Annotated in this window: 23 protein-coding genes; 3 read left to right on the top strand and 20 right to left on the bottom strand. The window is 55.2% G+C overall.

Annotated elements, in window-relative coordinates:
• Positions 1-31 precede the first annotated feature (31 nt).
• The 5 genes from ACXR0M_RS17440 to kdpF all read right to left on the bottom strand — a co-directional run bounded on the left by ACXR0M_RS17440 (position 32) and on the right by kdpF (position 7569).
• The gene (locus ACXR0M_RS17440; RefSeq protein ID WP_458833040.1) at positions 32-2683 is read right to left on the bottom strand and encodes a DUF4118 domain-containing protein; all 2652 of its coding nucleotides are present in this window, start codon (positions 2681-2683) and stop codon (positions 32-34) included.
• A gap of 127 nt (positions 2684-2810) precedes the next feature.
• Complete coding sequence (gene kdpC / locus ACXR0M_RS17435; protein ID WP_458833039.1) at positions 2811-3356, bottom strand: potassium-transporting ATPase subunit KdpC; 546 nt, start codon at positions 3354-3356, stop codon at positions 2811-2813.
• Between the two features lie 346 nt (positions 3357-3702).
• Complete coding sequence (gene kdpB / locus ACXR0M_RS17430) at positions 3703-5766, bottom strand: potassium-transporting ATPase subunit KdpB (RefSeq protein WP_458833038.1); 2064 nt, start codon at positions 5764-5766, stop codon at positions 3703-3705.
• A 10-nt stretch (positions 5767-5776) separates the two neighbouring features.
• A complete protein-coding gene (gene kdpA, locus ACXR0M_RS17425; protein ID WP_458833037.1) occupies positions 5777-7471 on the bottom strand; it encodes a potassium-transporting ATPase subunit KdpA in 1695 nt (564 codons plus the stop codon).
• Between the two features lie 8 nt (positions 7472-7479).
• Positions 7480-7569: a K(+)-transporting ATPase subunit F gene (kdpF, locus tag ACXR0M_RS17420; RefSeq protein WP_007963673.1), complete on the bottom strand. Its 90-nt coding sequence runs from the start codon at positions 7567-7569 to the stop codon at positions 7480-7482.
• Positions 7570-7984: 415 nt separating this feature from the next.
• On the opposite strand from kdpF, the gene eat reads away from it, so the two are divergent.
• The 3 genes from eat (at position 7985) to ACXR0M_RS17405 (ending at position 10408) form a co-directional block, all read left to right on the top strand.
• Positions 7985-9349, top strand: coding sequence for an ethanolamine permease (eat, locus tag ACXR0M_RS17415; RefSeq protein WP_458833036.1), 1365 nt, complete (start codon positions 7985-7987; stop codon positions 9347-9349).
• A 162-nt stretch (positions 9350-9511) separates the two neighbouring features.
• Complete coding sequence (locus ACXR0M_RS17410) at positions 9512-9679, top strand: DUF2897 family protein (RefSeq protein WP_003226857.1); 168 nt, start codon at positions 9512-9514, stop codon at positions 9677-9679.
• A 171-nt stretch (positions 9680-9850) separates the two neighbouring features.
• Complete coding sequence (locus ACXR0M_RS17405; protein ID WP_458833035.1) at positions 9851-10408, top strand: TetR/AcrR family transcriptional regulator; 558 nt, start codon at positions 9851-9853, stop codon at positions 10406-10408.
• On the opposite strand, the gene fabF is transcribed toward ACXR0M_RS17405, so the two are convergent.
• From fabF to ACXR0M_RS17330, 15 genes are all read right to left on the bottom strand, one after another.
• On the bottom strand, positions 10405-11679 hold the full coding sequence (fabF, locus tag ACXR0M_RS17400; protein WP_458833034.1) for a beta-ketoacyl-ACP synthase II: 1275 nt from the start codon (positions 11677-11679) through the stop codon (positions 10405-10407). The genes ACXR0M_RS17405 and fabF overlap by 4 nt on opposite strands.
• A gap of 17 nt (positions 11680-11696) precedes the next feature.
• Positions 11697-12494, bottom strand: coding sequence for an SDR family NAD(P)-dependent oxidoreductase (locus ACXR0M_RS17395; RefSeq protein ID WP_458833033.1), 798 nt, complete (start codon positions 12492-12494; stop codon positions 11697-11699).
• A gap of 211 nt (positions 12495-12705) precedes the next feature.
• Positions 12706-13041: a ComEA family DNA-binding protein gene (locus tag ACXR0M_RS17390; protein ID WP_458833032.1), complete on the bottom strand. Its 336-nt coding sequence runs from the start codon at positions 13039-13041 to the stop codon at positions 12706-12708.
• A gap of 110 nt (positions 13042-13151) precedes the next feature.
• Complete coding sequence (locus ACXR0M_RS17385) at positions 13152-15140, bottom strand: polysaccharide biosynthesis protein (protein ID WP_458833031.1); 1989 nt, start codon at positions 15138-15140, stop codon at positions 13152-13154.
• Between the two features lie 117 nt (positions 15141-15257).
• Positions 15258-16271, bottom strand: a complete 1014-nt coding sequence (locus ACXR0M_RS17380) for an MraY family glycosyltransferase (RefSeq protein WP_458833141.1) — start codon at positions 16269-16271, stop codon at positions 15258-15260.
• Entirely contained in the window at positions 16271-17254 is a 984-nt protein-coding gene (locus ACXR0M_RS17375) for a UDP-glucose 4-epimerase family protein (protein ID WP_458833030.1), read from the bottom strand. Before ACXR0M_RS17375 ends, ACXR0M_RS17380 begins: the two co-directional genes overlap by 1 nt.
• Positions 17254-18417 (bottom strand): glycosyltransferase family 4 protein, encoded by a 1164-nt coding sequence (locus tag ACXR0M_RS17370; RefSeq protein WP_458833029.1) that lies wholly within the window; start codon positions 18415-18417, stop codon positions 17254-17256. The genes ACXR0M_RS17375 and ACXR0M_RS17370 overlap by 1 nt, the downstream gene beginning before the upstream one ends.
• Before the next feature lie 141 nt (positions 18418-18558).
• Positions 18559-19521, bottom strand: a complete 963-nt coding sequence (locus tag ACXR0M_RS17365) for an NAD-dependent epimerase/dehydratase family protein (protein WP_458833028.1) — start codon at positions 19519-19521, stop codon at positions 18559-18561.
• Between the two features lie 10 nt (positions 19522-19531).
• Complete coding sequence (locus tag ACXR0M_RS17360; RefSeq protein WP_458833027.1) at positions 19532-20608, bottom strand: EpsG family protein; 1077 nt, start codon at positions 20606-20608, stop codon at positions 19532-19534.
• A gap of 33 nt (positions 20609-20641) precedes the next feature.
• Positions 20642-21550 (bottom strand): glycosyltransferase, encoded by a 909-nt coding sequence (locus ACXR0M_RS17355; protein ID WP_458833026.1) that lies wholly within the window; start codon positions 21548-21550, stop codon positions 20642-20644.
• Positions 21550-22845: an O-antigen translocase gene (locus ACXR0M_RS17350; RefSeq protein WP_458833025.1), complete on the bottom strand. Its 1296-nt coding sequence runs from the start codon at positions 22843-22845 to the stop codon at positions 21550-21552. The genes ACXR0M_RS17355 and ACXR0M_RS17350 overlap by 1 nt, the downstream gene beginning before the upstream one ends.
• Positions 22829-23974: a dTDP-4-amino-4,6-dideoxygalactose transaminase gene (rffA, locus tag ACXR0M_RS17345; protein ID WP_458833024.1), complete on the bottom strand. Its 1146-nt coding sequence runs from the start codon at positions 23972-23974 to the stop codon at positions 22829-22831. The genes ACXR0M_RS17350 and rffA overlap by 17 nt, the downstream gene beginning before the upstream one ends.
• Entirely contained in the window at positions 23971-24531 is a 561-nt protein-coding gene (locus ACXR0M_RS17340; RefSeq protein WP_458833023.1) for an acyltransferase, read from the bottom strand. Before ACXR0M_RS17340 ends, rffA begins: the two co-directional genes overlap by 4 nt.
• A 37-nt stretch (positions 24532-24568) precedes the next feature.
• Complete coding sequence (gene rfbA, locus ACXR0M_RS17335; protein WP_458833022.1) at positions 24569-25447, bottom strand: glucose-1-phosphate thymidylyltransferase RfbA; 879 nt, start codon at positions 25445-25447, stop codon at positions 24569-24571.
• A gap of 234 nt (positions 25448-25681) precedes the next feature.
• Positions 25682-26734 (bottom strand): LPS O-antigen chain length determinant protein WzzB, encoded by a 1053-nt coding sequence (locus ACXR0M_RS17330; RefSeq protein ID WP_458833021.1) that lies wholly within the window; start codon positions 26732-26734, stop codon positions 25682-25684.
• Between the last annotated feature and the right edge of the window lie 155 nt (positions 26735-26889).

Below are 26889 nucleotides of genomic sequence, written 5' to 3'. Positions count from 1 at the left end.
AAAGATTGGCAAGAGAGTAGCGCAGCCGGGCTCAGGCTTCATTGTCCATCCCCGGTTGCGCTTGCAACGGCAGGTGCAAGGTGATGCTGGTGCCGCGCCCGTCGATGCCGTCGGCGACGCTGATCCGCCCACCATGCGCACCGACCATGCCCTGACAGATCGCCAGCCCCAGACCGGTGCCCTGCCCGCCGCGATCGCCGCGTGCGGCGGTGTAGAACATATCGAAAATTTTCGCCCGCTCGTCCTCGGGAATCCCCGGACCTTCGTCGCTGACGGTGAAAAAAATCTCCTCGTCTTTGGCCCCGGCGCTCAGTTGCAAACGACCGTGAACCGGTGAGAAGCGCGCGGCGTTTTCCAGCACGTTGACCAGCGCCTGTTCGATCAGCGCCGCATGCACGAACAGCAGCGGCAGTTCGGCCGGCACATCGGTGCTGACCTGCAACGGCGCCAGCACTGCGCGCAGGCGATTGAGCGAACTGCCGACGATGTCCGCCGGCGCCACCCAGTCGCGCGCCAGTTTCAGCGCGCCGTGGCCGAGACGGGTCATGTCCAGCAGGTTCTGGATGTAGCGGTCGAGGCGTTCGGCTTCGTCGCGGGTGCCTTCGAGCAACTCGCGGCGATCCTCCAGCGGAATCGCTTCGCCGAGCGCCAGCAGGCTGTCGATGCTGCCGCGCATGGCGGTCAGCGGGGTGCGCAAATCGTGCGACACCGAGGCCAGCAGCGCACTGCGCAATTGCTCGGTTTCGCCGTGCAGGCGCGCAGCCTCCAGATCATCCGCCAGCTGTGCCCGGGCCAGCGCCTGAGCCAATGGCTGGCTTAACGCGGTGAGCAGGCGTCGACGCTGGCCGCTCAGGCTCTGGCCTTCTTTGGCGCAGACCCCGAGCAACGCCAGCGGCCCGTCCTCCACCGACAACGGCCACCACCACCAGCGCCCGAACGGCAGCGTGCCGGTGCCCATGCCCGCCGGTTGATCGTGCTGCCACGCCCAATCGGCAGCGGCACGCTCGGATTCACTAAATTCCAGCGGCCCGCCGGTCTCGACTTTCCAGCCGCCCTGCCCGTCGCGGTTGAGCAGGCACAACTGCAGATCGCTCCAGCCATTGAGGTGCTGCGCGGCGGCGCTGACCACGGCCTGGCGGTCGGTGGCAGCAGTGAGTTTGCGCGACAGATCGAGCAGTTCGCTGGTCTCCTCCTGAGTGTCACGCAGCGCCTGCAACTGGCGGCGCTGGCGTGCGGCAAGGTTGCCGGTCAGCGCCGCCATCAGCAGGAAAAACAGCAAGGTCAGCACATCTTCTTCGCGCTGGATGGCGAAGGAAAAATTCGGCGGAATGAACAGAAAATCGTAGGTCAGAAACGACAGCGCCGCGCAGGCCAGCGCCGGACCCAGACTGCTGCGCACCGCCACCAGCAACACCGCCGCGAGGAACACCAGCGAGATGTTCGGCAGCGGCAACACACTCGATACCGCCCACGCCAGCGCACTGGCGAGCACCGTGGCCAGCAGCGCCAGCGCGTAGTCGAACCAGACCAGCGCCGAGGTGGGCCGCAGGCGCGGTTGCGGGTGTTCATGCTCGTTGTCGAGGACGTTGATTTCCAGTCCGTGCGCCTGGCGCAGCAACCGCGCGGCGAGCCCGCCACCGAACAGGCGCCGACGCAGACTCGGCCGCGACTGGCCAACCAGCACCAGACTGGCGCGGCGCTCGGCGGCATGCTGGATCAGGGTTTTCGCCACTTCACCGGCGCGCAGCAGCACCACTTCGCCGCCGAGACGTTCAGCAAGTTGCTGAGCATTTTGCAGGCGCAGGCGCGACTGTTCATCGCGCGCCGTACCGTTGTCGACGTGCACCAGACTCCACGGCAAATGCCGACGCTGGGCGACGCGACTGGCGTGACGCACCAGGCGCTCGGCATGCGCATCGCCATCGACCCCGACCAGCAACCGCCCGCGTACTGCCGGCGCGGCCTGACCGAGTTGCCGATAGCCTTGGGCGAGATCGTTATCGACCTGCGCCGCCGCCGTTTGCATCGCCAGTTCGCGCAGCGCCGTGAGATTGGTCTGGGTGAAAAACGCATCGATCGCCGCGCGCGCCTGCTCCGGCACGTAGACCTTGCCTTCGCGTAGACGCTCCAGCAGTTCACGCGGTGGCAGGTCGATCAGTAGCAGTTCGTAGGCTTCCTGCAGCACCCAGTCCGGCAGGGTTTCGCGCACCTGCACACCGGTGATGCCGCGCACCTGATCGTTGAGGCTCTCCAGGTGCTGGACGTTGACCGTGGTGTAGACGTCGATGCCGGCGGCGAGTAGTTCCTGAATGTCCTGCCAGCGCTTGGCGTGACGGCTGCCGGGGGCGTTGGTGTGCGCCAGTTCGTCCACCAGCACCAGTTTCGGTCTGGCCGCGAGCAGGCCGTCGAGGTCCATTTCTTCGAGCATCACACCGCGGTATTCCGAGCGCACCAACGGCTGCTGCGGCAAACCGCCGAGCAGCGCTTCGGTTTCCGCGCGGCCGTGGGTTTCGACCACGCCGGCGATGACTTTCACGCCCTGGCGCAGTTGCGTGTGTGCAGCCTGGAGCATGGCGTAGGTCTTGCCGACACCGGGGGCGGCGCCGAGGAAGATTTTCAGCCGGCCACGGCCGTCGCGGGGCAGGTCTGCTAACAGCGCGTCGGCGCGGCCGGAGTCGCTCATGCTTGATCTCTTTAGTCAGGTGTATAGGTGTTGCCAGTAATGGCCTCTTCGCGAGCAAGCCCGCTCCCACAATGGAACGCGTTTTCCTGTGGGAACGAGCTTGCTCGCGAATGGCCGCGCCGCCGGTTCAGAGCTTTTCCAGCGCCCGGTTCAGCTCCAGCACATTCACCACCGGCGGGCCCACCAGCGGCTGTTCGATGTGCGCATCGAGCAGTTGCTGCAGGGTCGACACCGGCAGGTTGCGAGCCGCCGCGACACGCGCCAGTTGATAGGCAATTGCCGCCGGTGGCAAGTGTGGATCGAGGCCGCTGCCGGAGGTGGTCAGCAACGCCAGCGGCACCGGCCCCTGACCGGGCACCTGTAGTTTGTTGGCGTCGTCGATCACACGGGTGGCCAGTGCCGGGTTACTCGGCGCGAAGTTGCTGGCGCTGCTGGAAACGGTAGCGAAGGCGCCCGCCGATGGACGCGGATGGAACCACGCATCACCGACGAAATCCTGGGCGATCAGCGCCGAGCCGCGCACTTTGCCGTCGGCATCGCGCACCAGGCTGCCATTGGCCTGATCAGGGAAAGCGACCTGCGCGACGCCGGTCACCAGCAGTGGATAGGCCACGCCAGTGACCAGGGTCATCAGCACCAGCAGGCTCAGGGCCGGACGTATCATTGTGGACATTGCAAGATCCTCGAATTCGTTGGGCAAACTTTTGCGGGGTGTCAGGGAGATCTTTCCCCCCTCACCCCAGCCCTCTCCCCCAAGGGGGCGAGGGGGAAAGGGAGCCGATCTTTGTGCAGTTCAAAACTTGAGTTCGACTCGGTATCTCAGCTCGATACAACTCCCGTAATCACCTCGGTCAGTCCCTCTCTCCAATCAAATCACCAAAGGGGAGAAGGAGCCGATCTCTATGCTTTTCAAGAGCGGAGTTCAGCTCGGTATCTCAGGTCGATGTAGCTCTCGCAAACACCTCGGTCAGTCCCCTCTCCCTCCGGGAGAGGGTTAGGGTGAGGGGCTCTTTTCAGCCTTAAACCAGATGCAACGCCGTCAGCAGCATGTCGATCGCCTTGATCCCCACGAACGGCACCAGAATCCCGCCCAGTCCGTAGATCAGCAGGTTGCGCCGCAGCAATGCTGCGGCACTCGCCGCCTGCACGCGCACGCCGCGCAGGGCGAGCGGAATCAGCACCACGATGATCAGGGCGTTGAAGACAATGGCCGAGAGGATCGCGCTCTGCGGGCTGGTCAGGTGCATGATGTTCAGCACGCCCAGTTGCGGGTAAATCGCGGCGAACAGGGCCGGCAGAATCGCGAAGTATTTGGCGACGTCGTTGGCGATGGAGAAGGTTGTCAGCGCGCCACGGGTTACCAGCAATTCCTTGCCGATCTGCACCACGTCCAGCAGCTTGGTCGGGTCGCTGTCGAGGTCGACCATGTTCGCCGCTTCGCGTGCCGCCTGGGTGCCGTCGTTCATCGCCATGCCGACGTCCGCCTGAGCCAGCGCCGGGGCGTCGTTGGCGCCGTCGCCGCACATCGCGACCAGCCGACCGTCGTTCTGTTCGTGGCGGATACGCGCCAGTTTTTTCTCCGGGGTGGCTTCGGCGAGCACGTCATCGACGCCCGCTTCCGCGGCGATGGCCGCGGCGGTCAACGGGTTGTCGCCGGTGACCATCACGGTGCGAATCCCCAGCTTGCGCAGCTCGGCGAAACGCTCGCGAATGCCTGGTTTGACCACATCCTTGAGGTGGATCGCGCCGAGCAGTTTGCCGTCGGCGCAGACCAGCAACGGCGTACCACCGCTCTGGGCGATCTTGTCGATTTCCCGCGACAGCGCCGGCGGCAGATCGGCACGTTGCTGACCGAGGAACGCGAGCAGTGAATCCACCGCGCCCTTGCGGTAAACACGGCCCTGATAATCGACCCCGGACAAGCGGGTTTCGGCACTGAATGGCACAGCAGTCAAGGAGTCCAGCGCCGGCTCGGTTTGCGGGTGCAGACCGCGCAGGTATTCAACGATGGATTTACCTTCGGCGGTTTCGTCGGCCAGCGAGGCGAACAGCGCGCCCTCGGCCAGCTCGCGACCGCTCACGCCTGGCGCGGCATACACCGCGCTGCAACGACGGTTGCCGAAGGTGATGGTGCCGGTCTTGTCCAGCAGCAGTACATGCACATCACCCGCTGCTTCCACTGCACGTCCGGATTTGGCGATCACGTTGAGCCGCACCAGACGATCCATCCCGGCGATACCAATGGCCGACAGCAAGCCACCGATGGTGGTCGGAATCAGCGTGACCAGCAGCGCCACGAGGAACACCAGCGGCAGGCTGCCGTTGGCAAAGTGGGCGAACGGTTGCAGGGTCACCACCACCAGCAGGAAGATCAGGGTCAGGCCGATCAGCAGGATGTCGAGAGCGATTTCGTTCGGGGTTTTCTGGCGCTTGGCGCCTTCGACAAGTGCGATCATGCGGTCGAGGGTCGACTCACCGGGGTTGGCGGTGATTTTCACCAGCAGCCAGTCGGACACCAGGCGCGTATTGCCGGTGACCGCCGAGCGATCGCCGCCGGACTCGCGAATCACTGGCGCCGATTCACCGGTGATCGCCGCTTCGTTGACCGCCGCGATACCTTCGATAACTTCGCCGTCACCGGGGATCATCTCGCCCGCTTCGACGCGTACCACATCACCTTTGCGCAGGTTGGCGGCCGGCACGACCTGAAAGCTGCCGTTGGCCAGTTTGCGCCGCGCACTGAGGCCTTCGCTGCCGGCCTTGAGGCTGTCGGCGCGGGCCTTGCCGCGACCTTCGGCCAGGGCTTCGGCGAAGTTGGCAAACAGCACGGTGAACCACAACCACAGGGCAATCTGCGCAGCGACGAAGGTCGGCACGACGTTGTCCGGGATGAAGCACAGAATGGTGGTAAAGATCGCGGTCAATTCGACCACCAGCATCACCGGCGAGCGCACCAGCTGACGCGGGTCGAGCTTGACGAACGCTTGTACCAGCGCCGGGCGCCACAGGGCCGAGATCGCGGTTTTCGCTGCTTCTGTCGACTGGGTCGGCACCGCAGGTTTTGCAGGAACATGCATATTCATGATGAATTCCTTAGAAGCCCATACTCAGATGTTCAGCAATTGGGCCGAGCGCCAAGGTCGGCAAGAAGGTCAGGCCGCCCACCAGCAAAATGGTCACGGTCAACAGGGTCACGAACAGCGGACCGTGGGTCGGGAAGCTGTTCTGGCCGATCGGCGCGGTTTTCTTCATCGCCAGGCTGCCGGCCAGAGCCAGTACCGGCAGGATGTATCCGAAGCGACCGATCAACATGCCCAAGCCAAGCATCAGGTTGTGAAACGGTGTGTTGGCGCTCAGGCCACCGAACGCCGAACCGTTGTTGGCACTGGCCGAGGTGTAGGCGTAGAGCAACTGGCTGAAGCCGTGCGGACCAGGGTTGCTGATGGTCGCCGCCGGGCCTGGCAGCGCCGCCGCGATCGCGCCAAGGACCAGCACGCCCACCGGCATCACCAGCAAGGTCACCACCAGCAATTGCACTTCCCGCGCCTGCAGTTTCTTGCCGAGGTATTCCGGCGTGCGGCCGATCATCAGGCCGGCGAGGAACACCGCGATCAGCACGTTGAGCAACATGCCGTAGAGCCCGGCACCAACGCCGCCGAAGATCACTTCGCCGACCATCATGTTGACCAGCGCCACCATGCCACTGAGCGGGTTGAGACTGTCGTGCATGCCGTTGACCGAACCGTTCGACGCCGCCGTGGTGGTCACCGACCACAGCACCGTGCCAGTGGTACCGAAGCGCGCTTCCTTGCCTTCCAGCGGTGCGGTCTGCTCGACGGCGACGTTGTTCAGCGTCGGGTTAGGTTGATACTCGGCCCACAGCGAGGTCGCGCCGCCGATCAGAAACAGCGCGAGCATGCAGGCGATGATCGCGCGGCTCTGACGCTGATCCTTGACGTAGTGGCCGAAGGTGAACACCAGCGCCACCGGGATCAGAATGATCGAGACCAGTTCGAACAGGTTGGTCCACGCGGTCGGGTTTTCGAACGGGTGCGCCGAGTTGACCCCGAAGAAGCCACCGCCGTTGGTACCCAGTTGCTTGATCGCGATCTGGCTGGCGGCCGGGCCGAGCGGGATCACTTGATCGACGCCTTGCATCGTCACCGCGTTCACATACTGTGCAAAGGTCTGCGGCACGCCCTGCCACACCAGGTACAGCGCCAGCAGCAGGCACAGCGGCAGCAAGCCGTAGAGGGTGGCGCGGGTCATGTCGGCCCAGAAGTTGCCGAGAGTCTTGGTCGACTTGCGGCCGATGCCACGGCACAGCGCAACCAGCACCGCGAGGCCGGTGGCGGCGCTGACGAAGTTCTGCACGGTGAGGCCGACCATCTGACTCAGGTAGCTGAGGGTCGCTTCACCGCTGTAGGACTGCCAGTTGGTGTTGGTCATGAAACTGACCGCGGTGTTGAACGCCTGGGTCCATTCCTGGCCCGGCAGGTTTTGCGGGTTCAGCGGCAGGTGATCCTGGAACAGCAGGATCGCAAACAGCAGGAGGAAACCGGCGAGGTTGAACGCCAGCAGCGCCAGCGTGTATTTCTGCCAGCTCTGCTCCGCCTGCGGATCGACCCCGGCAATCCGATAGCAGACGCGCTCGACCGGGCCGAGAATCGGCGTCAGCCAGGTGCGCTGGCCTTCCATCACTTTGTAGTAAAAGCGCCCGAGGAACGGCGCCGGCAGCAAGACCAGCGCGAAAAACGCGAGGATCAGCCAATAGTCATAACTGTGCATAGCCGCTCCTAGTTCCGGTCTGCGCGCAACAGCGCAACCAACAGATAAATGAACAGCCCGGCTGCCAGCAGCAGGGACACCCCGTCCAGAACGCTCATGGAAGATCTCCGTGTTACGGCGTATTGCCGCGTGTGGAGGCATTGTCGGAAAGGAGCCTGTAAAGGAACGAGAGCGAGGGGCGCGGCGGGGCATAAAGAAAGCGTAAAGAGTGGGTTTATGCGGGCGTTACAGCTGGTTTTTGCACTGACCTGATCGCTGGCACGCCAGCTCCCACAGGTTTTCAGGGTGTACACAATATTTGTGGACGACCGAGATCACTGTGGGAGCGGGCTTGCCCGCGAAGACGGCAGCACAGACAACATCGCACCCAACTGGCGCACAAAAATGTGTCTATCGGCACAGAACATCCTGGATAACGACAGCTTTCAACTTATTACGACTTGTTTCACAGCAATGGCACGCCCACTGCACACGCCCTCCCCGAGCTATCCAAACCGTTCAGGGAGCATGCGCATGAACACACAACTCAAACCCACACTGGGCACCTTGCACCTGTGGGGCATCGCCGTCGGGCTGGTGATTTCCGGCGAGTATTTCGGCTGGAGTTACGGCTGGGGCGTGGCCGGCACGCTGGGCTTTCTGGTGACCTCGTTCATGGTCGCCACCATGTACACCTGCTTTATCTTCAGCTTCACCGAACTGACCACGGCGATTCCTCATGCGGGCGGACCATTTGCTTACAGTCGCCGCGCGTTCGGTGAAAAAGGCGGGCTGATCGCCGGGCTGGCGACGCTGATCGAATTCGTCTTCGCCCCACCGGCGATTGCCCTGGCGATTGGCGCGTATCTGAATGTGCAGTTTCCGGCGCTTGACCCGAAACACGCCGCCGTCGGTGCCTACATCGTGTTCATGACCCTGAACATCCTCGGGGTGAAACTGGCGGCCACGTTCGAGCTGGTTGTCTGCGTGCTGGCGGTGATCGAATTGCTGGTGTTCATGGGCGTGGTCGCGCCGGCGTTCAGCTTCAGCAGTTTTGCCTTGAATGGCTGGGCCGGTTCCGACGTGTTCGGTGCACCGGCGATTGCCGGGATGTTCGCCGCGATTCCGTTTGCGATCTGGTTCTTCCTCGCCATCGAAGGCGCAGCCATGGCTGCCGAAGAGGCCAAGGATCCCAAGCGCACCATCCCCAAGGCCTATATCAGCGGGATCCTGACCCTGGTGCTGCTGGCGATGGGCGTGATGTTCTTTGCCGGCGGCGTCGGTGACTGGCGCACCCTGGCCAACATCAACGACCCGCTGCCGCAGGCGATGAAAACCGTGGTCGGTGACAACTCCGGCTGGTTGCACATGCTGGTGTGGATCGGCCTGTTCGGCCTGGTGGCGAGTTTCCACGGGATCATCCTTGGCTACTCGCGGCAGTTCTTCGCCCTCGCCCGCGCCGGATACCTGCCGGCCTCGCTGGCGAAACTGTCACGCTTCCAGACCCCGCACCGGGCAATCATCGCCGGCGGCATCATCGGCATCGCCGCGATCTACAGCGACGGCCTGATCAACCTCGGCGGTATGACCCTCACCGCGGCGATGATCACCATGGCGGTGTTCGGCGCCATCGTCATGTACATCATGAGCATGCTCAGCCTGTTCAAACTGCGTAAATCGGAACCGAATCTGGAACGGACCTTCCGCGCGCCATGCTATCCGCTGGTGCCGATGATCGCGCTGGTGCTGGCGGTGGTGTGCCTGATCGCCATGGCCTGGTTCAACGCGTTGATCGGGCTGATTTTTCTTGGCTTCATGGCAGTCGGCTTCGGCTACTTTCTGCTCACCGGGCAGCTGCGCGCCGACGCCCCGGCCGATGCGATGCTGACCGGTCAATGATCTCCTGCAGGAGCTGCGGCACGCTGCTCCTACAGGGGAATTGAGGTGCGTCTGGCATAACCGGCCTAGAATGGAACCACTGCGAACTGAGTTCGCTCAAAGTGGAATGCAGCGTCGCTGGCGAAACCCTCGCCCGCCGAGCTGCCATTAAGGAGAGCCGTTATGCCCTGGTATGCCTGGTTGATTCTGGTCGTTGCAATCGGCTCGATCGTCGGCGGATTGATGATGTTGCGCGACACCGCCAACAAGGTTGAACTGACTGACGAGGAACGCAAACGCGTCGCCCAGCGCAACGCCGAAGCGGACATCAAGGACGCGCAGGATCGCTGAACGACAAACCCCGCCGAAATGGCGGGGTTTGTTTTTTCAGGCAGGGTTCGCAACTGTTACTCGTACATTAGGATCATGTTGGACTCAGCCGCGCGCTTTCAAGAAGTAGAAGTACAGTCACCATGTCATTTTCCTTGGGTAAGATGATGGTCCTGTTGCGGAGAGTTGCCCATGCGTTACTCGCAAGATCATAAAGCCCAGACCCACCAGCGAATCATCAAGGAAGCCTCGGCGCGATTTCGCAAGGACGGTATCGGTGCCACTGGCCTGCAACCCTTGATGAAAGCACTGGGGCTGACCCACGGCGGCTTTTACTCGCACTTCAAATCCAAGGACGAACTGGTCGAAAAGGCTTTGCAGGAAGCGGGCGATCAGGTTGACGGTTTGTGCGCCGAGATCTTTGCCCGGGACAATCCGCTCCAGGCGTTTATCGACACCTATCTGTCCGAATGGCACCAGACCTCGCCGCACGAAGGCTGCCCGCTGCCGACCCTCTCGTCAGAGCTGGGCCTGCGCGGGCATCCGAGCCCGACCAGTGATCAGGTACTCAGCAGTCGACTGGCGCAGATCGCCAATACACTGGAAGACGAAGACCGCGCCGATCAGGCCATCGTCATCATGTCGACGCTGGTCGGCGCGCTGTTGCTGTCACGCAGTGTCGCCGACGCCGAGCTGGCCCAACGCATCCTCAACGTCACTCGCGACCACTTCAAGCAACCGCAGGACTAAGCCTGCCAACGCTTGAACAGCACGCTGGCATTCACTCCGCCAAAACCGAAACCGTTGGACAGGGCAAATTCGATTGGCAGCGAACGCGCCTGGCCGTGGACGATGTCGACACCGTCACTGGCAGGATCCGGGTTTTCGAAGTTGAGGGTCGGCGGGACGACCTGATCGCGGATGGCCAACAAGGTGAAGATTGCCTCCAGTCCACCCGCCGCCCCCAGCAGATGCCCGGTGGCCGATTTGGTCGAGGTCACGGCGATTTTATGCTCGCTGCCGAACAACGCCTTGATCGCGGCCAGCTCGCCAAGATCGCCAACCGGCGTCGAGGTGGCATGCGCGTTGAGATGCTGCACCTGATCAGGCGCGATACCGCCCTGAGCCAAGGCCAATGTCATCGCTCGCCGCGCCCCGCTGCCATCTTCCGGGCCGGCCGTGAGGTGATAGGCATCGGCCGAAGTGCCATAACCTACCAGTTCAGCCAAAGGCTGCGCACCGCGTGCCAGCGCATGTTCCAGCGACTCGATCACCAGCAGACCGGCACCCTCGCCCATCACAAAGCCATCGCGCCCGCTGTCGAAGGGGCGTGAGGCCTGCTCGGGGGTGTCGTTGTAACCGCTGGACAACGCTCGGGCTGCGGCAAAACCGGCCAGACTGACCCGGTCGATACAAGCTTCCGCCCCGCCGCAAACCGCGATGTCCGCTTCGCCGGCACGGATCAGCCGTGCTGCGTCGCCAATCGCCTGCACCCCGGCGGCACAGGCTGTCACCGGTGCACCGAGCGGACCTTTCAATGCGTGCTGGATCGACACATGCCCGGCAGCAAGATTGACCAGGAACGACGGAATGGTGAACGGCGACAGGCGACGTGGACCGCGACTGTCAGTGGTGCGTACCGCATCGGCGATCGCGCCGAAGCCACCAACACCGGAGCCGATAATGGTCGCAGTGCGTACCTGCTCCTGCACATCAGAAGGCTGCCAACCGGCCTGCGCCAATGCCTGACGCGCCGCTTCCATGGCGAACTGGATGAAGCGGTCCATTTTCTTCTGCTCTTTCGGTGGCGTGGCGCGATCCGGGTCGAAACCGGCCTCGGCGTCCTCCGCCACGGTCTGCACCATACCGCCGACACGGGTCGGCAGATCGGCGCTCACCGAGTCCGGCAAATTGCGCAAACCCGAGCGCCCGGCCAGCAAACGCTGCCAGACAATCTCGACATCACTGCCCAAAGGCGACACCAGGCCCATGCCGGTAACAACAATTCGACGCTGACTCATACCACAGTTACCTCTGATCAGTTTTTGTAGCGTTGCGCTGCCGAACTGCGCGACAGATTCGGCGCCATGACATGCCGAGCACGTACAAATGCCTGCCACTCGCTTTCATCCGGGAGCGACGGGATAGTGATCAACTCGCCCTGATCCAGACCGGCCAGTGCCGCATCCACCATCTCGCCAGCCTCCATCACCATCTCCGCCGGAATGCCGCTGGCATCGATGCCGGAGCGTTCCCAGATTTCGGTGCGGGTTACGCCGGGCAGCACCGCTTGCACCTTGACGCCGGTGCCTTCGAGCTCGGCGTGGAGCGACTGGGTCAAGCTCAGCACGTAGGCTTTACTGGCGCTGTAGGTCGCATTGAAACGCTCTGGAAACAGCGCCACCACCGAAGCGATATTAATGATGGTGCCGCGACCGGCCTTGGTGAAACTGGCGGCAGCGGCCGAAGCCAGCAGCGTTACAGCAGTGACGTTCAACTGGATCAGCTGATCCAGCTGTTCGGCATCGGAATTGGCCAGCAGACCGTCGGCTGCCACCCCGGCGTTATTCACTAACAGACTGATGCTTGAATCGCTGCGCAGGCGCTGCTGGAGTTTCAGCAGATCGGCCTTTTGCGTCAGATCGGCCTTGAGCACTTCAACCTGAATGCCATGCACCTCACGCAACTGGCTCGCGGCGCTTTCCAGACGCTGCTGATCACGGGCGACCAACAGCAGATCAAAACCACGCGCCGCCAGCCGCTGTGCGTAGATGGCACCAATTCCGGACGATGCACCGGTGACGACGGCTGTACCTTGAGACTGATTGGAACTCATGAGGGCGCTCCTGAAACAGATGGCGAGATAGGCCTCCATCGTTAACTTGCCTGGAGGTGACGGGAATTATTATAGGCATAATCCAAAGGCAATATGATAGCCATAATTTTCAGCTCGTCAGGATTTGTGGCGAGCCTGCCCTGTTGAATCTCTGCCACCAGAAAGCAGAAAGGCCGGTCAATGACCGGCCCCTTGGCGTTGAATAATCAGCTTAGTTCACTTCCAGCTTGTCGCGATTGCGATCCAGAATCGCCTTGCCGATGCCCTTCACTTCCAGCAATTCATCCACCGAGGCGAATGGCCCGTTTGTTTCACGATAAGCAACAATCGCCTTGGCTTTTGCCTCACCGATTCCAGACAGCTGCTTTTGCAGGGTTGCCGCATCTGCACCGTTAAGGTCAACCTTTTCAATAGGAGACGCCGCGACGGTGTCGCTCACCATCGGTGCACGATCCGTGTCAGGAACAGCGGCAGGTGCCGCCACTACAGCGATTGAAGCACTGGTGAGCAGCGCAAAAACCAGAGAAGAGAAAAAACCGTTACGCATAAATGACGCTCCATCATCGTTTGAGAAAGCAGCTTTTCCGAAGCTGCTCTCCAAACTTAGGCGATGGTTGGCGGGTGTCAAAACTACGTCTATTACAGGATGTGAAACTATCAGGGTTCGAGACGACGTTGCTGGTAGATCCAGTCGACGATTTCGCCGTCGGGGGTGTAGCCGCTCACGGTTTCGCGCAGTAGCTGGCGGACTTTCGAGTAATCGTCTTTTTCCACCGCCCTCAGCAAGTCAGCCAATCGCGCTGTCAGAACGTCCCAGGACAAATGATCTTCATTAGCGGTCATGATCATCGGATGCCGCGTCGCCGAAACGTTGTCACCAATCAGCAACTCTTCATAGAGCTTTTCGCCAGGACGCAGCCCAGTGAACTCGATGGAAATATCGCCATGCGGATTTTTGTCGGAGCGCACACTGAGACCCGACAGGTGAATCATCTTTTCCGCCAGTTCGACGATTTTTACCGGGGCCCCCATATCAAGAACGAAAACATCTCCCCCCTGCCCCATGGATCCTGCCTGAATGACCAGTTGAGCAGCCTCGGGGATGGTCATGAAGTAGCGCGTGATTTTCGGATGGGTGACCGTTAACGGGCCGCCGAGCTGAATTTGTTTGTGAAACAGCGGGATCACCGACCCCGAAGATCCCAGAACGTTGCCGAAACGCACCATCGTGAAGCGTGTTTTGTTGACTCGTGAAACGTTCGCGGTATCACCGAACATCACCGGCGCCAGTTCACGGCTCAATGCCTGGAGAGTCATTTCAGCCAGACGCTTTGTGCTTCCCATGACATTGGTCGGCCTGACTGCCTTGTCCGTCGAAATGAGAACGAAGTTGGCAACACTGGCCTGCAATGCGGCCTGAGCGGTGTGAAGCGTGCCAATGACGTTGTTTAGAATGCCTTCGGCGATGTTGTGTTCGACCATTGGTACATGTTTATAAGCTGCCGCGTGATAAACGGTATCGACAAGCCAGGTCTTCATGATATCCAGCAGCTTTTCCTGGTTACGCACCGACCCAAGGATAGGCAGCAAAGTTACCGGCAAGGATTCACGAACAACACGCTGCTCCAGCTCGGACATGATGCTGTAGAGATTGAACTCGCTGTGTTCAAAAAGTAATAGCGTAGTGGGCTTGAGGGAAAGAATCTGCCGACACAGTTCTGAACCGATTGAGCCACCCGCGCCCGTCACCAGAACCACTTTCCCTTTGATGCAGTGATCGAGCAGTTCGCCTTGAGCAGGCACCGGGTCACGCCCCAGCAAATCGGCGATATCCACTTCCTGAATATCGTCAACCTTTACGCGACCGCTCGCCAGATCCATAAACCCGGGAACACTACGCACATGCAATGGGAACTCTTCAAGATAACCGAGAATTTCGCGGCGGCGTCCACGATTGGCCGATGGTATGGCCAATAGAATTTCCTGCGCCCCGGTCGTATCAATCATTTCCTGAATATGTTTGGGCTTGTAGACATGCAAACCGGAAATGACCCGACCCGCAATGCTGCTGTCATCATCGATAAAGGCGACAGGACGCATGGCGCGCCCCATGCGCAACGCCGCCACTAGTTGGTTGCCCGCCGCCCCGGCACCGTAGACGGCAACTTTTGGCAAACCGTTATCCCGATTGGTAAAAGGAACATGCTGAGCAGCAGTAAACCAGTCGCCCAGGAAATACTGACGTATCACCAGACGCAGACCGCCAATCATAAGTAGGCTTAGCCACCAATAGTTGAATATGATGGAGCGCGGTACGACGTTCTGATGATTGCTGTACCAGTAGACAATCACACCGAGTATGAGCGAAGACAGGCTGACAGCTTTCACGATTTCGATCAGGGCGTCATTACCGAAATATCGCAACACAGCGCGATACAAACCGAAGCGTATGAACAACGGAATAGCAACGACAGGAGCACACAAAAACAGCCATGTATGAACCCGGAGAGGATTTATGGTCTCATCAATCCCGAGGCGAACAACAAATGCCAGCCAAAGAGCCGCCCAGACCAGTACCACATCCGTTGCGACTTGCATCAGCCTTTTTTGCCGCCTGGGAAGCTGGAGTAGCCATTGGCGAAGCATTTCAATATCCTTTTCAAAAAAGCAGGCGAGAAGAATATAGTCCTCACCGGTTTATCTCAAATAACTTCAAAGGATTCTCACCTCCGCAAACCTGGATTTCCGGAGATGAGAACTCAATCATTGCTCGCGCTGGCCAGCCTTGAACCTCAGGGCCAGAATGATCAGCGGGATGTAAGCAGTCACCACGCCCGTGACGCCGTCAAGCGCCCCCATGGCGACCAGGGTTGCAATCGGTAACAGCCAGATCAGATTGATCCCGACAACGGCCAGCGTGATGGGCAAATGTCCGCCGTACTGACGGCTTGCATATTGATAGGCATGACTGCGATGGGCTTCGTAGACCTTGTCTCCCCGAACCAGCCTGACCATGAGCGTGCAGGTTGCATCGACGATAAAGACGCCCAAGAGGATCAGCCATCCCCACAACAGTGCGGGATTCACCCACGCAGCCTGCAAAGAAAGAAACCCCAGCACTATACCCAAAAAACCACTTCCGGCATCGCCCATGAAAATACGCGCCGGCGGGAAGTTCCAGTAGAGGAATCCCGCTACTGCCAACGCAAGCGCCAAGGGGCCCCAGACGAAGCTGGCTTGTCCGCATACTACATAAAGCAGCGCACCACCGAGACAGACAAAAATCGCCTCAAGACTCGCCAGACCGTCAATTCCGTCCATAAAGTTGTAGAGATTCAACAACCAGACCAAATAAAAACATCCGAATAGATAACCCGCCCAATCCAGGTCCAGCGTTAGCCCGTAGAAGTGCAGAGGCGCTAATCCGCCCAATAAAAACATGCCGGCAATAGCCGCAGAGAAGTGACCCAGCAGCCGCCATCTGGCGGGGATATGACCGTGATCGTCAAGAAAACCGATAACTGCAATCGCCGCACCCGGCACAGTAATGGCCCACATCAACGACTTATCAATCTGTCCGGTCAACGCAAGCAGAACCGCACACAAGATGAACGAGATAACAATGGCTACACCGCCACCCCGAGGGGTCGGCAGCACATGAGAACTGCGGGCATTTGGGATATCGATGAGGCTATTGGAGAGCGCGTACCGGCGCAAAACAGCAGTTCCTATTAGTGCCCCGATCAACGCAAGCGGCAAAATCCAATATATGCTCATCATTTCAGACATTCCAAAAATTCTTTCGCTGTTTTATCTAGGGCGTCAACTACCGAAACCGGAGGATTCCATTCCAGCAGGCTACGTGTTTTGCCAATATCAACCTGCAATGAACCACACAGCCGCTGTGAAAGCGCACGACGCCCCAGAGAAACTGCACAAAATGTCAGAAACTGCTCCGGGATCGGAATCAGTCGGCTCTTGACTTTTAAAGCCACCGCCGTCTTTTCCAATAGTTCTGTAGTAGAAAGATCGACTCCATCGCTGACCAAAAATGTCTCGCCAGCAGCATTGGGATGCTCAAGACAAACCAGGATCAAACTAACGAGATTGTCCAGAGAGACAAGGCTGCGCTTATTATGGATTGCGCCAAAAGGCAACGGAATACCCTTCTTGAGCCATGCCATCATGTTTCGAAAATTGGCTTTGACTCCCGGGCCATAGATCAAGGTGGGACGAATAATGACAATTTCCATCCCTGTTTCCGATCCGATCTGACGTAACAAATCTTCCGCCTCTTTTTTGGATACACCATAAGGATCGGAAGGCGCAGGAGTATCGTCCGCGGTAAAAGGATGACCGAGAACCGTACTCTCGCCATTCACCTTGATAGAACTGATGAAAATGAAACGCTTGACCTTGGCTTGCGCCGCTTGACGGGCAAGGTTAATCGTCCCCTCAACATTGACTTTGCGAAACTCGGCCAAAGCGTCGGTCGCAAGCTCTTGCATGACATGCACCCGCGCAGCCGCGTGCACAACGACAGACGCGCCTTTGAGGCCATCGTGCCAATCTGTAGTGGAGGTCAGATCCGAAATGCGAAACGATTCTGAATGGGCTATTTTGTCTGGCGACGCAGAGCGCATAACGGCAACGGGCGTGTAGTGCTGATCCGCGACCAATGCGTCAACCACTGCCGAGCCGACAAATCCGCTAGCACCAGTAACTACAACTCGCGGAGAATGGGAAATTGTGTCGGGCATCAATTGAAGAACCTCTTGTATTCATTGATCAACAGATCAGAGCATCTTTTTGCGCCGAACTCGTTGAGCGCTCGCTGTCGAGCGGCAACCCCCATTGCGGAAATTGATTGCAAGTCGCTCAAGGCAGACGAAATCGCAGTTTCCAATGCTACAGAGTCTTTCGGTGGTACCAGTACACCTGTAACACCATTCATTATCGCATCTGACAAACCATAAATATTTGTGCCTACAGTTGGCGTACCCATCGCTGCGGCTTCAATAACAACTGTGCCAAACCCTTCCCGATAACTGGGTAGGCACAACAGATCTGCCAGGGCCATATATTTTTCTGGTTCATCGGAGTAACCGATAATTTTTATATTGTTCTTGACGTTTGGATCTTCGACCTGCTTGACGATGGTTTCACCTACTGATTCAAATGGCCCAACCAGCACAAGGAATACATTCTCATCCTGGCGGACGATACTGCTGAAAGCAGCGACCAGTTCACGAATACCTTTATCCGGTGTAATCCTTCCAACGAACAACAGAATCTTGCCTGATTCGGGGATATCCAACTCTGTTCGCAATGCCGACAATGCTTGTGATGAATAACGAGCTGCATCGAATCGAGCAAGATCAATACCCGCCAGTGATCCACTGCCAATCACTGAGATTTTATCAGCCTTGATTATCCCACTTGAGACCAGGAAATCCCTTTGGCTGACACTGTCTGCGTAACAATGTGTATTTAGCAGGCCGATCACTTTGTCGCAAAACTTTAAAATTGTTCTTTTGGCACCGCTCATGGTGACCCACGGCTGCCCGGTAAATGTATGCAGGCGAACTTTGGTACCAGAAAAAAGGCCTGCTATAGCACATAACAAACCGGCTTTTGGTGTCGTTGAGTGCACGACATCGAATTTGTTATGTTTAAAAGTCCGCACCAACGTAACCAGACTGGCTAAATCCCTTAACGGATTTATCTCCCGTTCAATATTTACGGGAACGTAAGTAAAATCTTTGTGCCCTGCCAACACATCGCTCATTTCATCCCGACTGGCAATCACTGTCACGGCCATACCGGAGGCACTCAGCGCTTCGATTTGCGCCCTGAGTTGCGTGACTACAAAGAACGGAACAGTCGAAACCCGAGCAATTTTCAATACATCAGTTCGCAACACAAATCTCCCTTTCAATCATTGGCGGCGAGGTCGCCTCGTCCAACGCCGCCAGAATCCTCTGGCTTTGGCCGACAAACGATCCGGATACATCACTGAAATTCTGAGGCAATCAAATGTATAAAACAATTGATAACCCACTGATCAGACTGACGGCTCAGGAGTAAACAATTCGCCGATCGCAACAGGTACCTGCCGTTGTGGGATGAAGCCCAAAACGTCTTGCAGCTTGGTGGTCGGATAAGTAGTTCGGGCGACAAGCGCGTCTATTCGTCCCTGCGTAATGGGCAATCGGAGAAAACGGCTGGCAATCTCAACCAAAAAGCGCAAAGGCGCTTCCGGCACACTCCTCTTGGGCCTGTTGACTCGTAAAGCGTCCGCCATCCCATCGATCAACTCAGACAATGAACAATCATTGGACAGATTGAATATATGCCCCTTGGCTCTGGAGTCAAAACCACACAACATCAAAGCACTGACAACATCATCGACATGAATATAAGTCGCAACGGCTTCTCTCTTGGCATTGCCGATATAGACAAATACGCCCTTTCCGACAATTCGACCGAGTTGTCGAAGCGAGTTGTTCGTCATACTTTGACCAAACACGTTGGACGGCCGCAAAATCGAATAGCTGAAATAATCGTTATTTCGACTTTGTAACACTAAAGCGTCGCCCTGAGTCTTGGTAACTTCATATGTACCTTGCGGATTAACCGCTGTTTGCTCAGTTACCACACGAGAGGTGCCTTTCGCAGGCCCATAAGCGCCTACACTGCTAAGCTGAACAAAATGAATCGGCTGTTTTTCACTCGCGGTGCGATTGGCAGCCTGCACCAAACGCCCCGTAGCTTCAACATGAAGTGCGTGCATTAAAACTTCATTATGGATTTCGCCGGCACAATTCAATACGACACTACAGCCTGCCAGCAATGAGTCAAAATTGGTATCAGCGCTCGTCAAATCGGCTTGAACGACTTCTACATTGTCGAAATCAGTTTCAAAGATGGAACGTGTAATTACCCTGACACTGTGCCCATCGGCACAAAGACGGGACAGTACCTGCTTACCGATAAACCCCTTGGCGCCTGTCAACAATACCAACATATTCTCACCTCTAAACAGCAGCAGCGTGGTCTCGCGAATCTTTGCGGCGCTTACCGTTAATAAAATTAGCCATCACTGCCCGTATAACATACGCCAACTCAAGCGGATAGAAAATCCAGGCATAGATGCCAAACCGGTCATTATAGGCCACGTCGAACATTGCAATATGCAAAATCGCTAGAAAAGCCCCTACATAAAATAGATAGGTCTCGCGTTTGTTCAACTCGCCGCCAATAACTTTCAGGACAACCAGAAAAAAAACAGCCAAGGAAGAGAAAATCCAAAAATCCCAGCGAAATCCAACCACGTAATCAATGTTGTCCACATCGCTGTAGTTGACAACCAAGCCGTAACCGGACAAAAAATCAAACAATACGTCTACCAACAAACCAAAAAAACGCAAATAGGAAGCCAGCGAGACTGCCAGCCACAAAGCAACTACACCGTAGACGCCAGTTTTTAGAATCCATCGCCGGAAGGCAAAAAACGGAAAATAAACAATCGACGACTTATGAAACAAGGTCGCTATAACAGTGAACAGCACCCCCTTCTTCCAATGATTTTTGACCCCATAAAGCAACGCGAGATTAATAAAGGACAACGCAAAACCTTGCCGAATAATATTTGCCGTCAGGGAAAGAAAGAACGGATAAAAAATCATGACAGCAAATACATAAAGAATCCAAGCCGAGTCTCGCCCCATTACAGCTCTGATCAGCAGATAATATGACCCTAGAAATGAAAACGTGATGACATAAAAAAGACTGTGATAATCAAGCGAAAAATAGCCGAACAAGCGCACCAGTCCAACAAACCCAGGCTCGAAAGTCTGAAAAGGATTGTCGAATCCGGCATTCAGATCATTAAAAAAATTAATATAAACCGCTGTATCGCCCTCCATATCATAGGGCCGCAAGGAGATATCGAACGAAGCTATAGCAATCGCGAGAAAAACTACAAACACCTCTATAGCTCGATAAACATCTGTGACACGATGATCCGGCACAACGGCCCTCACAGACGCAAACAAGAGTAAAAACGCGCTTACGGTGTAAAGCAGTACACCGTATAGATCAAAATTCGACATCTAAGCCTCGATCGCTGTTAAGTACAGCGTATATCAACGCACTTTAGTTGCTGGGCCAACGCGCTGGCGAACGCGTGCTGCGTCAAGGAATTTGGAAATCCGAAAATAATAAAAATTAGTGATCAAAAACATGAAACTCTTAAGTGTACACTTGCGTGTAGATTTCGCCATTGCCAAAAAGGTGACCAGGAAATTTGAATAAAGATCAGTTCTTAGCTGAGGTTCGGCGTGAAAATAACCATACAAGTCATTCAAGAATATTGAATATGACTTGATCTTCCCCGCTGTCGTCGACAGATAGGAACCCGCCGAAGGATTACATCTGTACTTGACCAAGGGCTGATTGATGTAAGCTGCGCGCCCCTGGGGTGTTAGAGAGTCAATAACAAAAAACCATTCCATGAACTCTCTGTCGATGACCGCTTTACGCGATGTTTTTCGGTAAGCATAGGAACTGTGAACCGCAATAGCCCCCCACCGCGCCATCTGTTCGAGCGAAATAAAGGAAATATTCTCGGACCCGGGCGCCGGATATTGAGTTTCAGAACAATAGGAATTGTCATCCGAAAAATAAATGGCTTTATGAAATACAACATTGACATCAGTGTTATTCTTGAAAACATCGTACTGTTGTTGCAACTTCCCCGGCAACATAATGTCATCACCGTCAAAGTGATAAACAATATCTCCTCCGGCCATTTTGTGAACACCATGGTAGTTCAGCGCCGCCCCGACGTTTTTGTCTCGGAGCAGCAGAGTGATGCGCCCGGGGTGCTTATCAGCGTAGGCCTTGAGCAACTCAGGAGTACGATCAGTAGAGCAGTCGTCTGACACTATGATTTCACAATCAAAATCAATCTTTTGTGAAAGTATGCTGTCCAGACACTCCACAATGTAGTGTTCTTGATTATAACAGGATACTACTACGCTCCCGGACAACATCAGACGCTCCTCCTTCTGTAGATCATGAATCCGGTTACGGACACCAGGAAATACAAGATATTCATTATCAAATTAGCAAAAAATACGCCTTTGACACCCAGGCCGCTGTTCAACAGCAGAAGACTGGCCCCACAAAAAATCAAACCTTGAGTGAGCTCGCTGATCAGATAAATGCGCAGAGCCGCTTTCGCCACGATGATAAAGCTTATTACATAGGTCGTAACGCGAAAAAAATCAGCCAGTAGTTGATATTTAATTAAGTTTTCAAGTTCGGAAAACTCATTGGAAAGCAATAACGGAATCAAGTACTGCCGTAGCAAGTAGAACAAAGATGCACCTAACACAAAAATAGCCATTACCAGCTTCATGAACTTGATGACCAAAGGTGTAATCTGCTCTACCTTAGCTTTCTCAGAAACCATAGGCATGAAATAGACGGCCAAAAATATGGTAAAAAATCCCATATAGGCACTGGATAGCTTGATCGACGCCTGCCAGATCCCTGCTGCAACAAAACCTACGTGTTCAATGATCTGTTCTCGAATCACGATTTCTATCAATGGGACACTAATGGCTCCGACAGTGGCCATCAGCGTAAACGCCATTAACCTTTTGAATCCTTCAGACTCATACTTGAAACCAGCGACAAGCTTGTAAAAAATGGATTTACGATAGAAATACAGAGCCGGCAATGCGTAAAATGAAAAAAACAGTACCATGGAGACGGCTGCCCCAACAAAATGGAAGTGTTTGATCAACACCCAGCTGACGGGCAGTACAATTAAATTCCCCACAATCTGAATGATCGCGTAAGTCTTGGTATCTCTTAGACCGTTGGCAACGCCAGTCACTAGATTCGTGAACGCAAATCCAAACTGGGCGATGGATAGAAAAATAATAATCCAATAGTATTCGGATGTTTTGAAAATATAATCCGATAGAAAACTGGAAAAACCACACCCAAGCACCGCGACGACGGTACAGAAAAGTACAGAATAAGCTTTGGAAACCGCAATGGTGTGCAGCAAGTTCCTGGGCTGCTGCTTATATTGAGCAATGTATTTGATCAAACCATTTACGATCCCGCCTCCGGCAAGGAGCGATAGAATCGTTACAGCACTCATAAAGTGCCCTAGCTGCCCCATCCCTTCAGCGCCAAGATAGACGGCGACCAGCTTTATAAAAGCGAACCCCACTCCAATTTTGGAAACCTGTGCAGCCGTGGTCAAAGCGGCGCTCAGGAGCGCTCGCTTTTTATCAGACAAGCCGACTTTTTCCTTACTGATTTGCGGCATTAACTGCACCAATGACCGCAGTAGCAACCTGTTCCATTTCTGACCGTTGCATCCCGTACCAGATTGGCAGACGGATCAGACGCTCACTCTCGACTGTGGTGTGAACGTCGGTGCCGTGAAAGCGGCCCAAGCGCACTCCAGCCGGTGCAGAATGCAGTGGAATATAATGAAATACGGCGCCGATACCTTGTTCTCTGAGCGCCGCTAGCACTTCCGTACGCACGTTTATATCTTTGAGCTTGATATAAAACATGTGCGCATTTATTACACACCCTTCAGGAATAAAAGGGAGTTCGACAAGATTGGCATCACAAAGCCCTTGCAGTGCCTTTTTGTAATAATCCCAAACCTCGTGGCGCGACTTATTAATCTGATCAGCATGCTCCAGCTGACCAAAAAGGTAGGCGGCTTGTAGTTCGCCAGGCAAGTAGCTGCTGCCTACATCAACCCAGGTATATTTATCAATCATGCCACGGAAGAAAAGACTACGATTGGTGCCTTTTTCACGGATAATTTCAGCTCTGACAACAAACTTGTCATCGTTGATCAGTAGTAGTCCGCCCTCACCACCACTCGTATAGTTTTTTGTTTCATGAAAACTATAGGCCGCCATGTGGCCGATCGTTCCCAATGCCCTTCCCTTATAGGTCGACATCATGCCTTGGGCGGCGTCTTCAATTACAAAAAGATTATGCCGCTTGGCAATAGACATAATGGTGTCCATCTCGCACGCAACACCGGCGTAATGAACGGGCACAATGGCTTTTGTCTTGTCAGTAATCGCATCTTCAATCAGCGACTCATCGATGTTCATGGTATCCGCACGAACGTCAACGAAAACAATTTTTGCTCCCCGCAAGACAAAAGCATTAGCCGTGCTGACAAATGTATAGCTAGGCATGATGACCTCATCACCTGGCTGTATATCGATCAACAACGCCGCCATCTCGAGGGCCTGAGTGCAGGAAGGTGTCAGCAGTGCTTTCCTGCAACCCAATTGTGCCTCAAACCATGCCTGGCAACGAAGCGTGAAATCACCGTCGCCAGACATTTTCCCACTGCGCATAGCGGTGATGACATGTTGGTCTTCGTTACCGGTATAAGGTGGCTTGTTGAATGGTACTGTCATTTTGATTCATCCAAAAACTGTTGTTCCAGGTCCAAAAGATCCCGCTTGCGCTCTTTTACGCGAACGGCCGGAATACCTGTATAAATGCCCCATGACTCGGTACTTTTGGTCAAAAGGGCCATCGCACCTACAGAGCAGCCTTCTCTGATAGTCACTCCGGGCATGACTACGGCGCCGGCTCCCACTATCACGTGCCGCTCGAGAACGACCTTTGCAAATTTCTCGTTCTTGAACTTTTTGGGAATGAGCGAGTTGGTCAAGGTTGCGCCGCTGTAATCATCAGATTGCGAGAATATTTTTACACCATAGGCCAACGTGCAAAAATCCGAAAACTCGATTCCGAGTTCCCCGCCTGCCACTAAACACATCGGAGTAATATGATTGTATTTACCGAATATAACTCGACCTGATACAACACAAAAATCATCGATTCGAGTGTAATCGCCTAGTTCTATCAACTCAGGATTGTAGATACTGGCCTTATCACTGATTTTGACGTCCTTACCAAGCCTCTTGAAACCCATTATTTTTAACTGCGCTGCATTCAAGTACGCCATGACTCACCTGCGATAGAAAGCGTCAACACCCGAAAAATCACTGTTCATCATGTTCTTTGATGAGTCCGAGCAAGTACTGCCCGTAATTATTTTTCTTCAGTTCATTTGCTGTTTCGGTAAGTTCGGCAGTACTTAACCACCCATTTTTAAACGCGATCTCTTCTAAACAAGCGATTTTGAAACCCTGACGTTTCTCAATGGTTTCGACGAAATGAGAGGCCTCCAGCAGGCTCTCGTGAGTTCCTGTATCCAACCAGGCAAATCCTCGTCCAAGAAGCTCTACCTGCAAATCACCACGATCCAGATAGGCTTGGTTAATCGAGGTGATTTCCAACTCGCCTCGGTCTGAAGGCTTTACTTTTTTAGCGATTTCAATAACATCGTTGTCGTAAAAATAGAGCCCGGTTACAGCGTAACTGGACTTCGGCTTCAGGGGCTTTTCTTCAATCGAAATTGCCTTTCGACTTTCGTCAAATTGCACTACGCCAAATCGCTCGGGATCTTTCACCTGATAGCCAAATACGGTCGCGCCACTCTTGCGCGTAGCAACGTCCTGAAGCATTGTCGTAAAACCCTGGCCATAGAAAATATTATCGCCAAGAACCAGGCACACTGAATCGTCGCCGATGAACTCTTCACCGATAAGAAACGCCTGGGCCAAGCCATCTGGACTTGGCTGTACCGCATAACTCAAATTCACGCCGAATTGTGCACCGTCAGCCAGTAATCGCTGAAAGCCAGCGAGATCCTCAGGCGTAGTAATAACAAGGATTTCGCGAATACCAGCGAGCATTAGCACAGAAAGCGGATAAAAAATCATCGGCTTGTCGTAGATCGGCAACAGCTGCTTGGATACGCCTTTGGTCAGCGGATACAAACGTGTACCTGAACCACCCGCCAGAATGATGCCTTTCATTTTAAATCCTCTCGCCTGATCCTAGGCTTTCACTAACATTGGTACATTGATCATCTGACCGGCCACAATTGTACATTTGTTTCAACGATGGATGTCCGGAAGCAGATGCCGAGCATGTTGTTCAATGGTTTCTGAGCCGACGCCAGTCGGCTCAGAGACTGATGCTTGATAGATAAACAAACCGATCAAGGAATCCTGATAGAGTTTACCTATCGATAGTTGCGAGCCAGGTGTTCAACCTGCCATATTTTTCCTGTTGGTCAGAAGCGCATTGCGAAGCAGCGCGAAAACGACTCCCAACATGGTGCCAAGAATCAAACCGCCCAGGATGATCAGGACAGTTCTCGGCTTTACCGGCTCACCAGAAACTTCCACATCGCCGTCCATCCGGCAGGTATTCACCTTCCTGAACTGTTGAGACAGCTGTTTGTAAAATTTGTAATTCGCCTCGAAAGTGCGCAGATCTTTAATAAATGGATCGTCAGACTTTCTTCCCTGCAAATTCTCTATCTCGGCTTCGATGGCCTTCGTCCCGCGCATGTAAGTAAGTTCACCGTCCATGTTACCCGCGATATTGAGTGACTGGTTCGAACTTCCGCTCACGATAGGAGGCTTTTCAAGGCCAATGGCTTTAGCGACGATCAGTGCCTCACGAAGCTTCGCCAGCGAATCCTGTCTGGCTCTCTCGCCCTCGTCTCGAAGCACACTTATTTTCTGATTGAAATCCTGCGAGGCAACATCAAACTCACTGGCAAGGTTCTTATTGATTTCTTGCAGGGACAGTTCCTGCGCCCTGGCGATGTATTGATCAACCCATTGCTTCGCGCGCTGCGCGTCGGGATCCTGAATGACAACCTTGAAACGATCATTCGCTTCTTTGCTGACCGGTGTGATCGTCAGATCCTTGCTCAACCGTTCGTAAAACTTGCCCTTGGGATCATCGCTCCGTCCTTGGGCCGGCAGGTAAGTCGTGTCAAAGAACTCGCGACGCAACGATTCGGCCTGCAGATTTTTCAAAAATACCGAATAAACATCCTTCACCGTCAATGGCTGGAGGTTGAGCGCAGTTCGACCTCTGTTCAGACTTTGAATGTCGTTCTGTGTAGGCGGCGTAACGAAGGATCTTGCCTCATAAATTGGCTGTGCAATAAATGCATAGGTAGCCGCCACGGCGGTCCCCAATGCAGCAAAACACAAAATCAAGATTTTTTGACGCCAAATGGTAGAGATGAGGGCATAGACATCAAGCCCCTCATTAGCAACTTCGTTTCCGGAATTGACTTGCATATCCTGATGCCCTTGAATAGAAATTTTCGTGATTTTTATATCGTAGCCAAAGAGCTCAGATGATCGGTTTACTTAAAATCAAACTTGGCTACATCGACGATCAGTAGTGGATTAACTCTTTGCAACAACCACCCAAACCGATAAAAAATCATTTT

This window comes from Pseudomonas sp. Eth.TT006 (assembly GCF_054456575.1).
The sequence above is the reverse complement of the archived record's forward strand: the minus strand, read 5'-3'. Positions and strand labels throughout refer to the sequence as shown.

Bases quoted from the DNA above. Each gene is read 5' to 3' on its own strand.
- ACXR0M_RS17440 (WP_458833040.1), bottom strand. From the start codon at position 2,683: ATGAGCGACTCCGGCCGCGCCGACGCGCTGTTAGCAGACCTGCCCCGC.
- kdpC (WP_458833039.1), bottom strand. From the start codon at position 3,356: ATGTCCACAATGATACGTCCGGCCCTGAGCCTGCTGGTGCTGATGACC.
- kdpB (WP_458833038.1), bottom strand. From the start codon at position 5,766: ATGAATATGCATGTTCCTGCAAAACCTGCGGTGCCGACCCAGTCGACA.
- kdpA (WP_458833037.1), bottom strand. From the start codon at position 7,471: ATGCACAGTTATGACTATTGGCTGATCCTCGCGTTTTTCGCGCTGGTC.
- kdpF (WP_007963673.1), bottom strand. From the start codon at position 7,569: ATGAGCGTTCTGGACGGGGTGTCCCTGCTGCTGGCAGCCGGGCTGTTC.
- eat (WP_458833036.1), top strand. From the start codon at position 7,985: ATGAACACACAACTCAAACCCACACTGGGCACCTTGCACCTGTGGGGC.
- ACXR0M_RS17410 (WP_003226857.1), top strand. From the start codon at position 9,512: ATGCCCTGGTATGCCTGGTTGATTCTGGTCGTTGCAATCGGCTCGATC.
- ACXR0M_RS17405 (WP_458833035.1), top strand. From the start codon at position 9,851: ATGCGTTACTCGCAAGATCATAAAGCCCAGACCCACCAGCGAATCATC.
- fabF (WP_458833034.1), bottom strand. From the start codon at position 11,679: ATGAGTCAGCGTCGAATTGTTGTTACCGGCATGGGCCTGGTGTCGCCT.
- ACXR0M_RS17395 (WP_458833033.1), bottom strand. From the start codon at position 12,494: ATGAGTTCCAATCAGTCTCAAGGTACAGCCGTCGTCACCGGTGCATCG.
- ACXR0M_RS17390 (WP_458833032.1), bottom strand. From the start codon at position 13,041: ATGCGTAACGGTTTTTTCTCTTCTCTGGTTTTTGCGCTGCTCACCAGT.
- ACXR0M_RS17385 (WP_458833031.1), bottom strand. From the start codon at position 15,140: ATGCTTCGCCAATGGCTACTCCAGCTTCCCAGGCGGCAAAAAAGGCTG.
- ACXR0M_RS17380 (WP_458833141.1), bottom strand. From the start codon at position 16,271: ATGAGCATATATTGGATTTTGCCGCTTGCGTTGATCGGGGCACTAATA.
- ACXR0M_RS17375 (WP_458833030.1), bottom strand. From the start codon at position 17,254: ATGCCCGACACAATTTCCCATTCTCCGCGAGTTGTAGTTACTGGTGCT.
- ACXR0M_RS17365 (WP_458833028.1), bottom strand. From the start codon at position 19,521: ATGTTGGTATTGTTGACAGGCGCCAAGGGGTTTATCGGTAAGCAGGTA.
- ACXR0M_RS17360 (WP_458833027.1), bottom strand. From the start codon at position 20,608: ATGTCGAATTTTGATCTATACGGTGTACTGCTTTACACCGTAAGCGCG.
- ACXR0M_RS17355 (WP_458833026.1), bottom strand. From the start codon at position 21,550: ATGTTGTCCGGGAGCGTAGTAGTATCCTGTTATAATCAAGAACACTAC.
- ACXR0M_RS17350 (WP_458833025.1), bottom strand. From the start codon at position 22,845: ATGCCGCAAATCAGTAAGGAAAAAGTCGGCTTGTCTGATAAAAAGCGA.
- rffA (WP_458833024.1), bottom strand. From the start codon at position 23,974: ATGACAGTACCATTCAACAAGCCACCTTATACCGGTAACGAAGACCAA.
- ACXR0M_RS17340 (WP_458833023.1), bottom strand. From the start codon at position 24,531: ATGGCGTACTTGAATGCAGCGCAGTTAAAAATAATGGGTTTCAAGAGG.
- rfbA (WP_458833022.1), bottom strand. From the start codon at position 25,447: ATGAAAGGCATCATTCTGGCGGGTGGTTCAGGTACACGTTTGTATCCG.
- ACXR0M_RS17330 (WP_458833021.1), bottom strand. From the start codon at position 26,734: ATGCAAGTCAATTCCGGAAACGAAGTTGCTAATGAGGGGCTTGATGTC.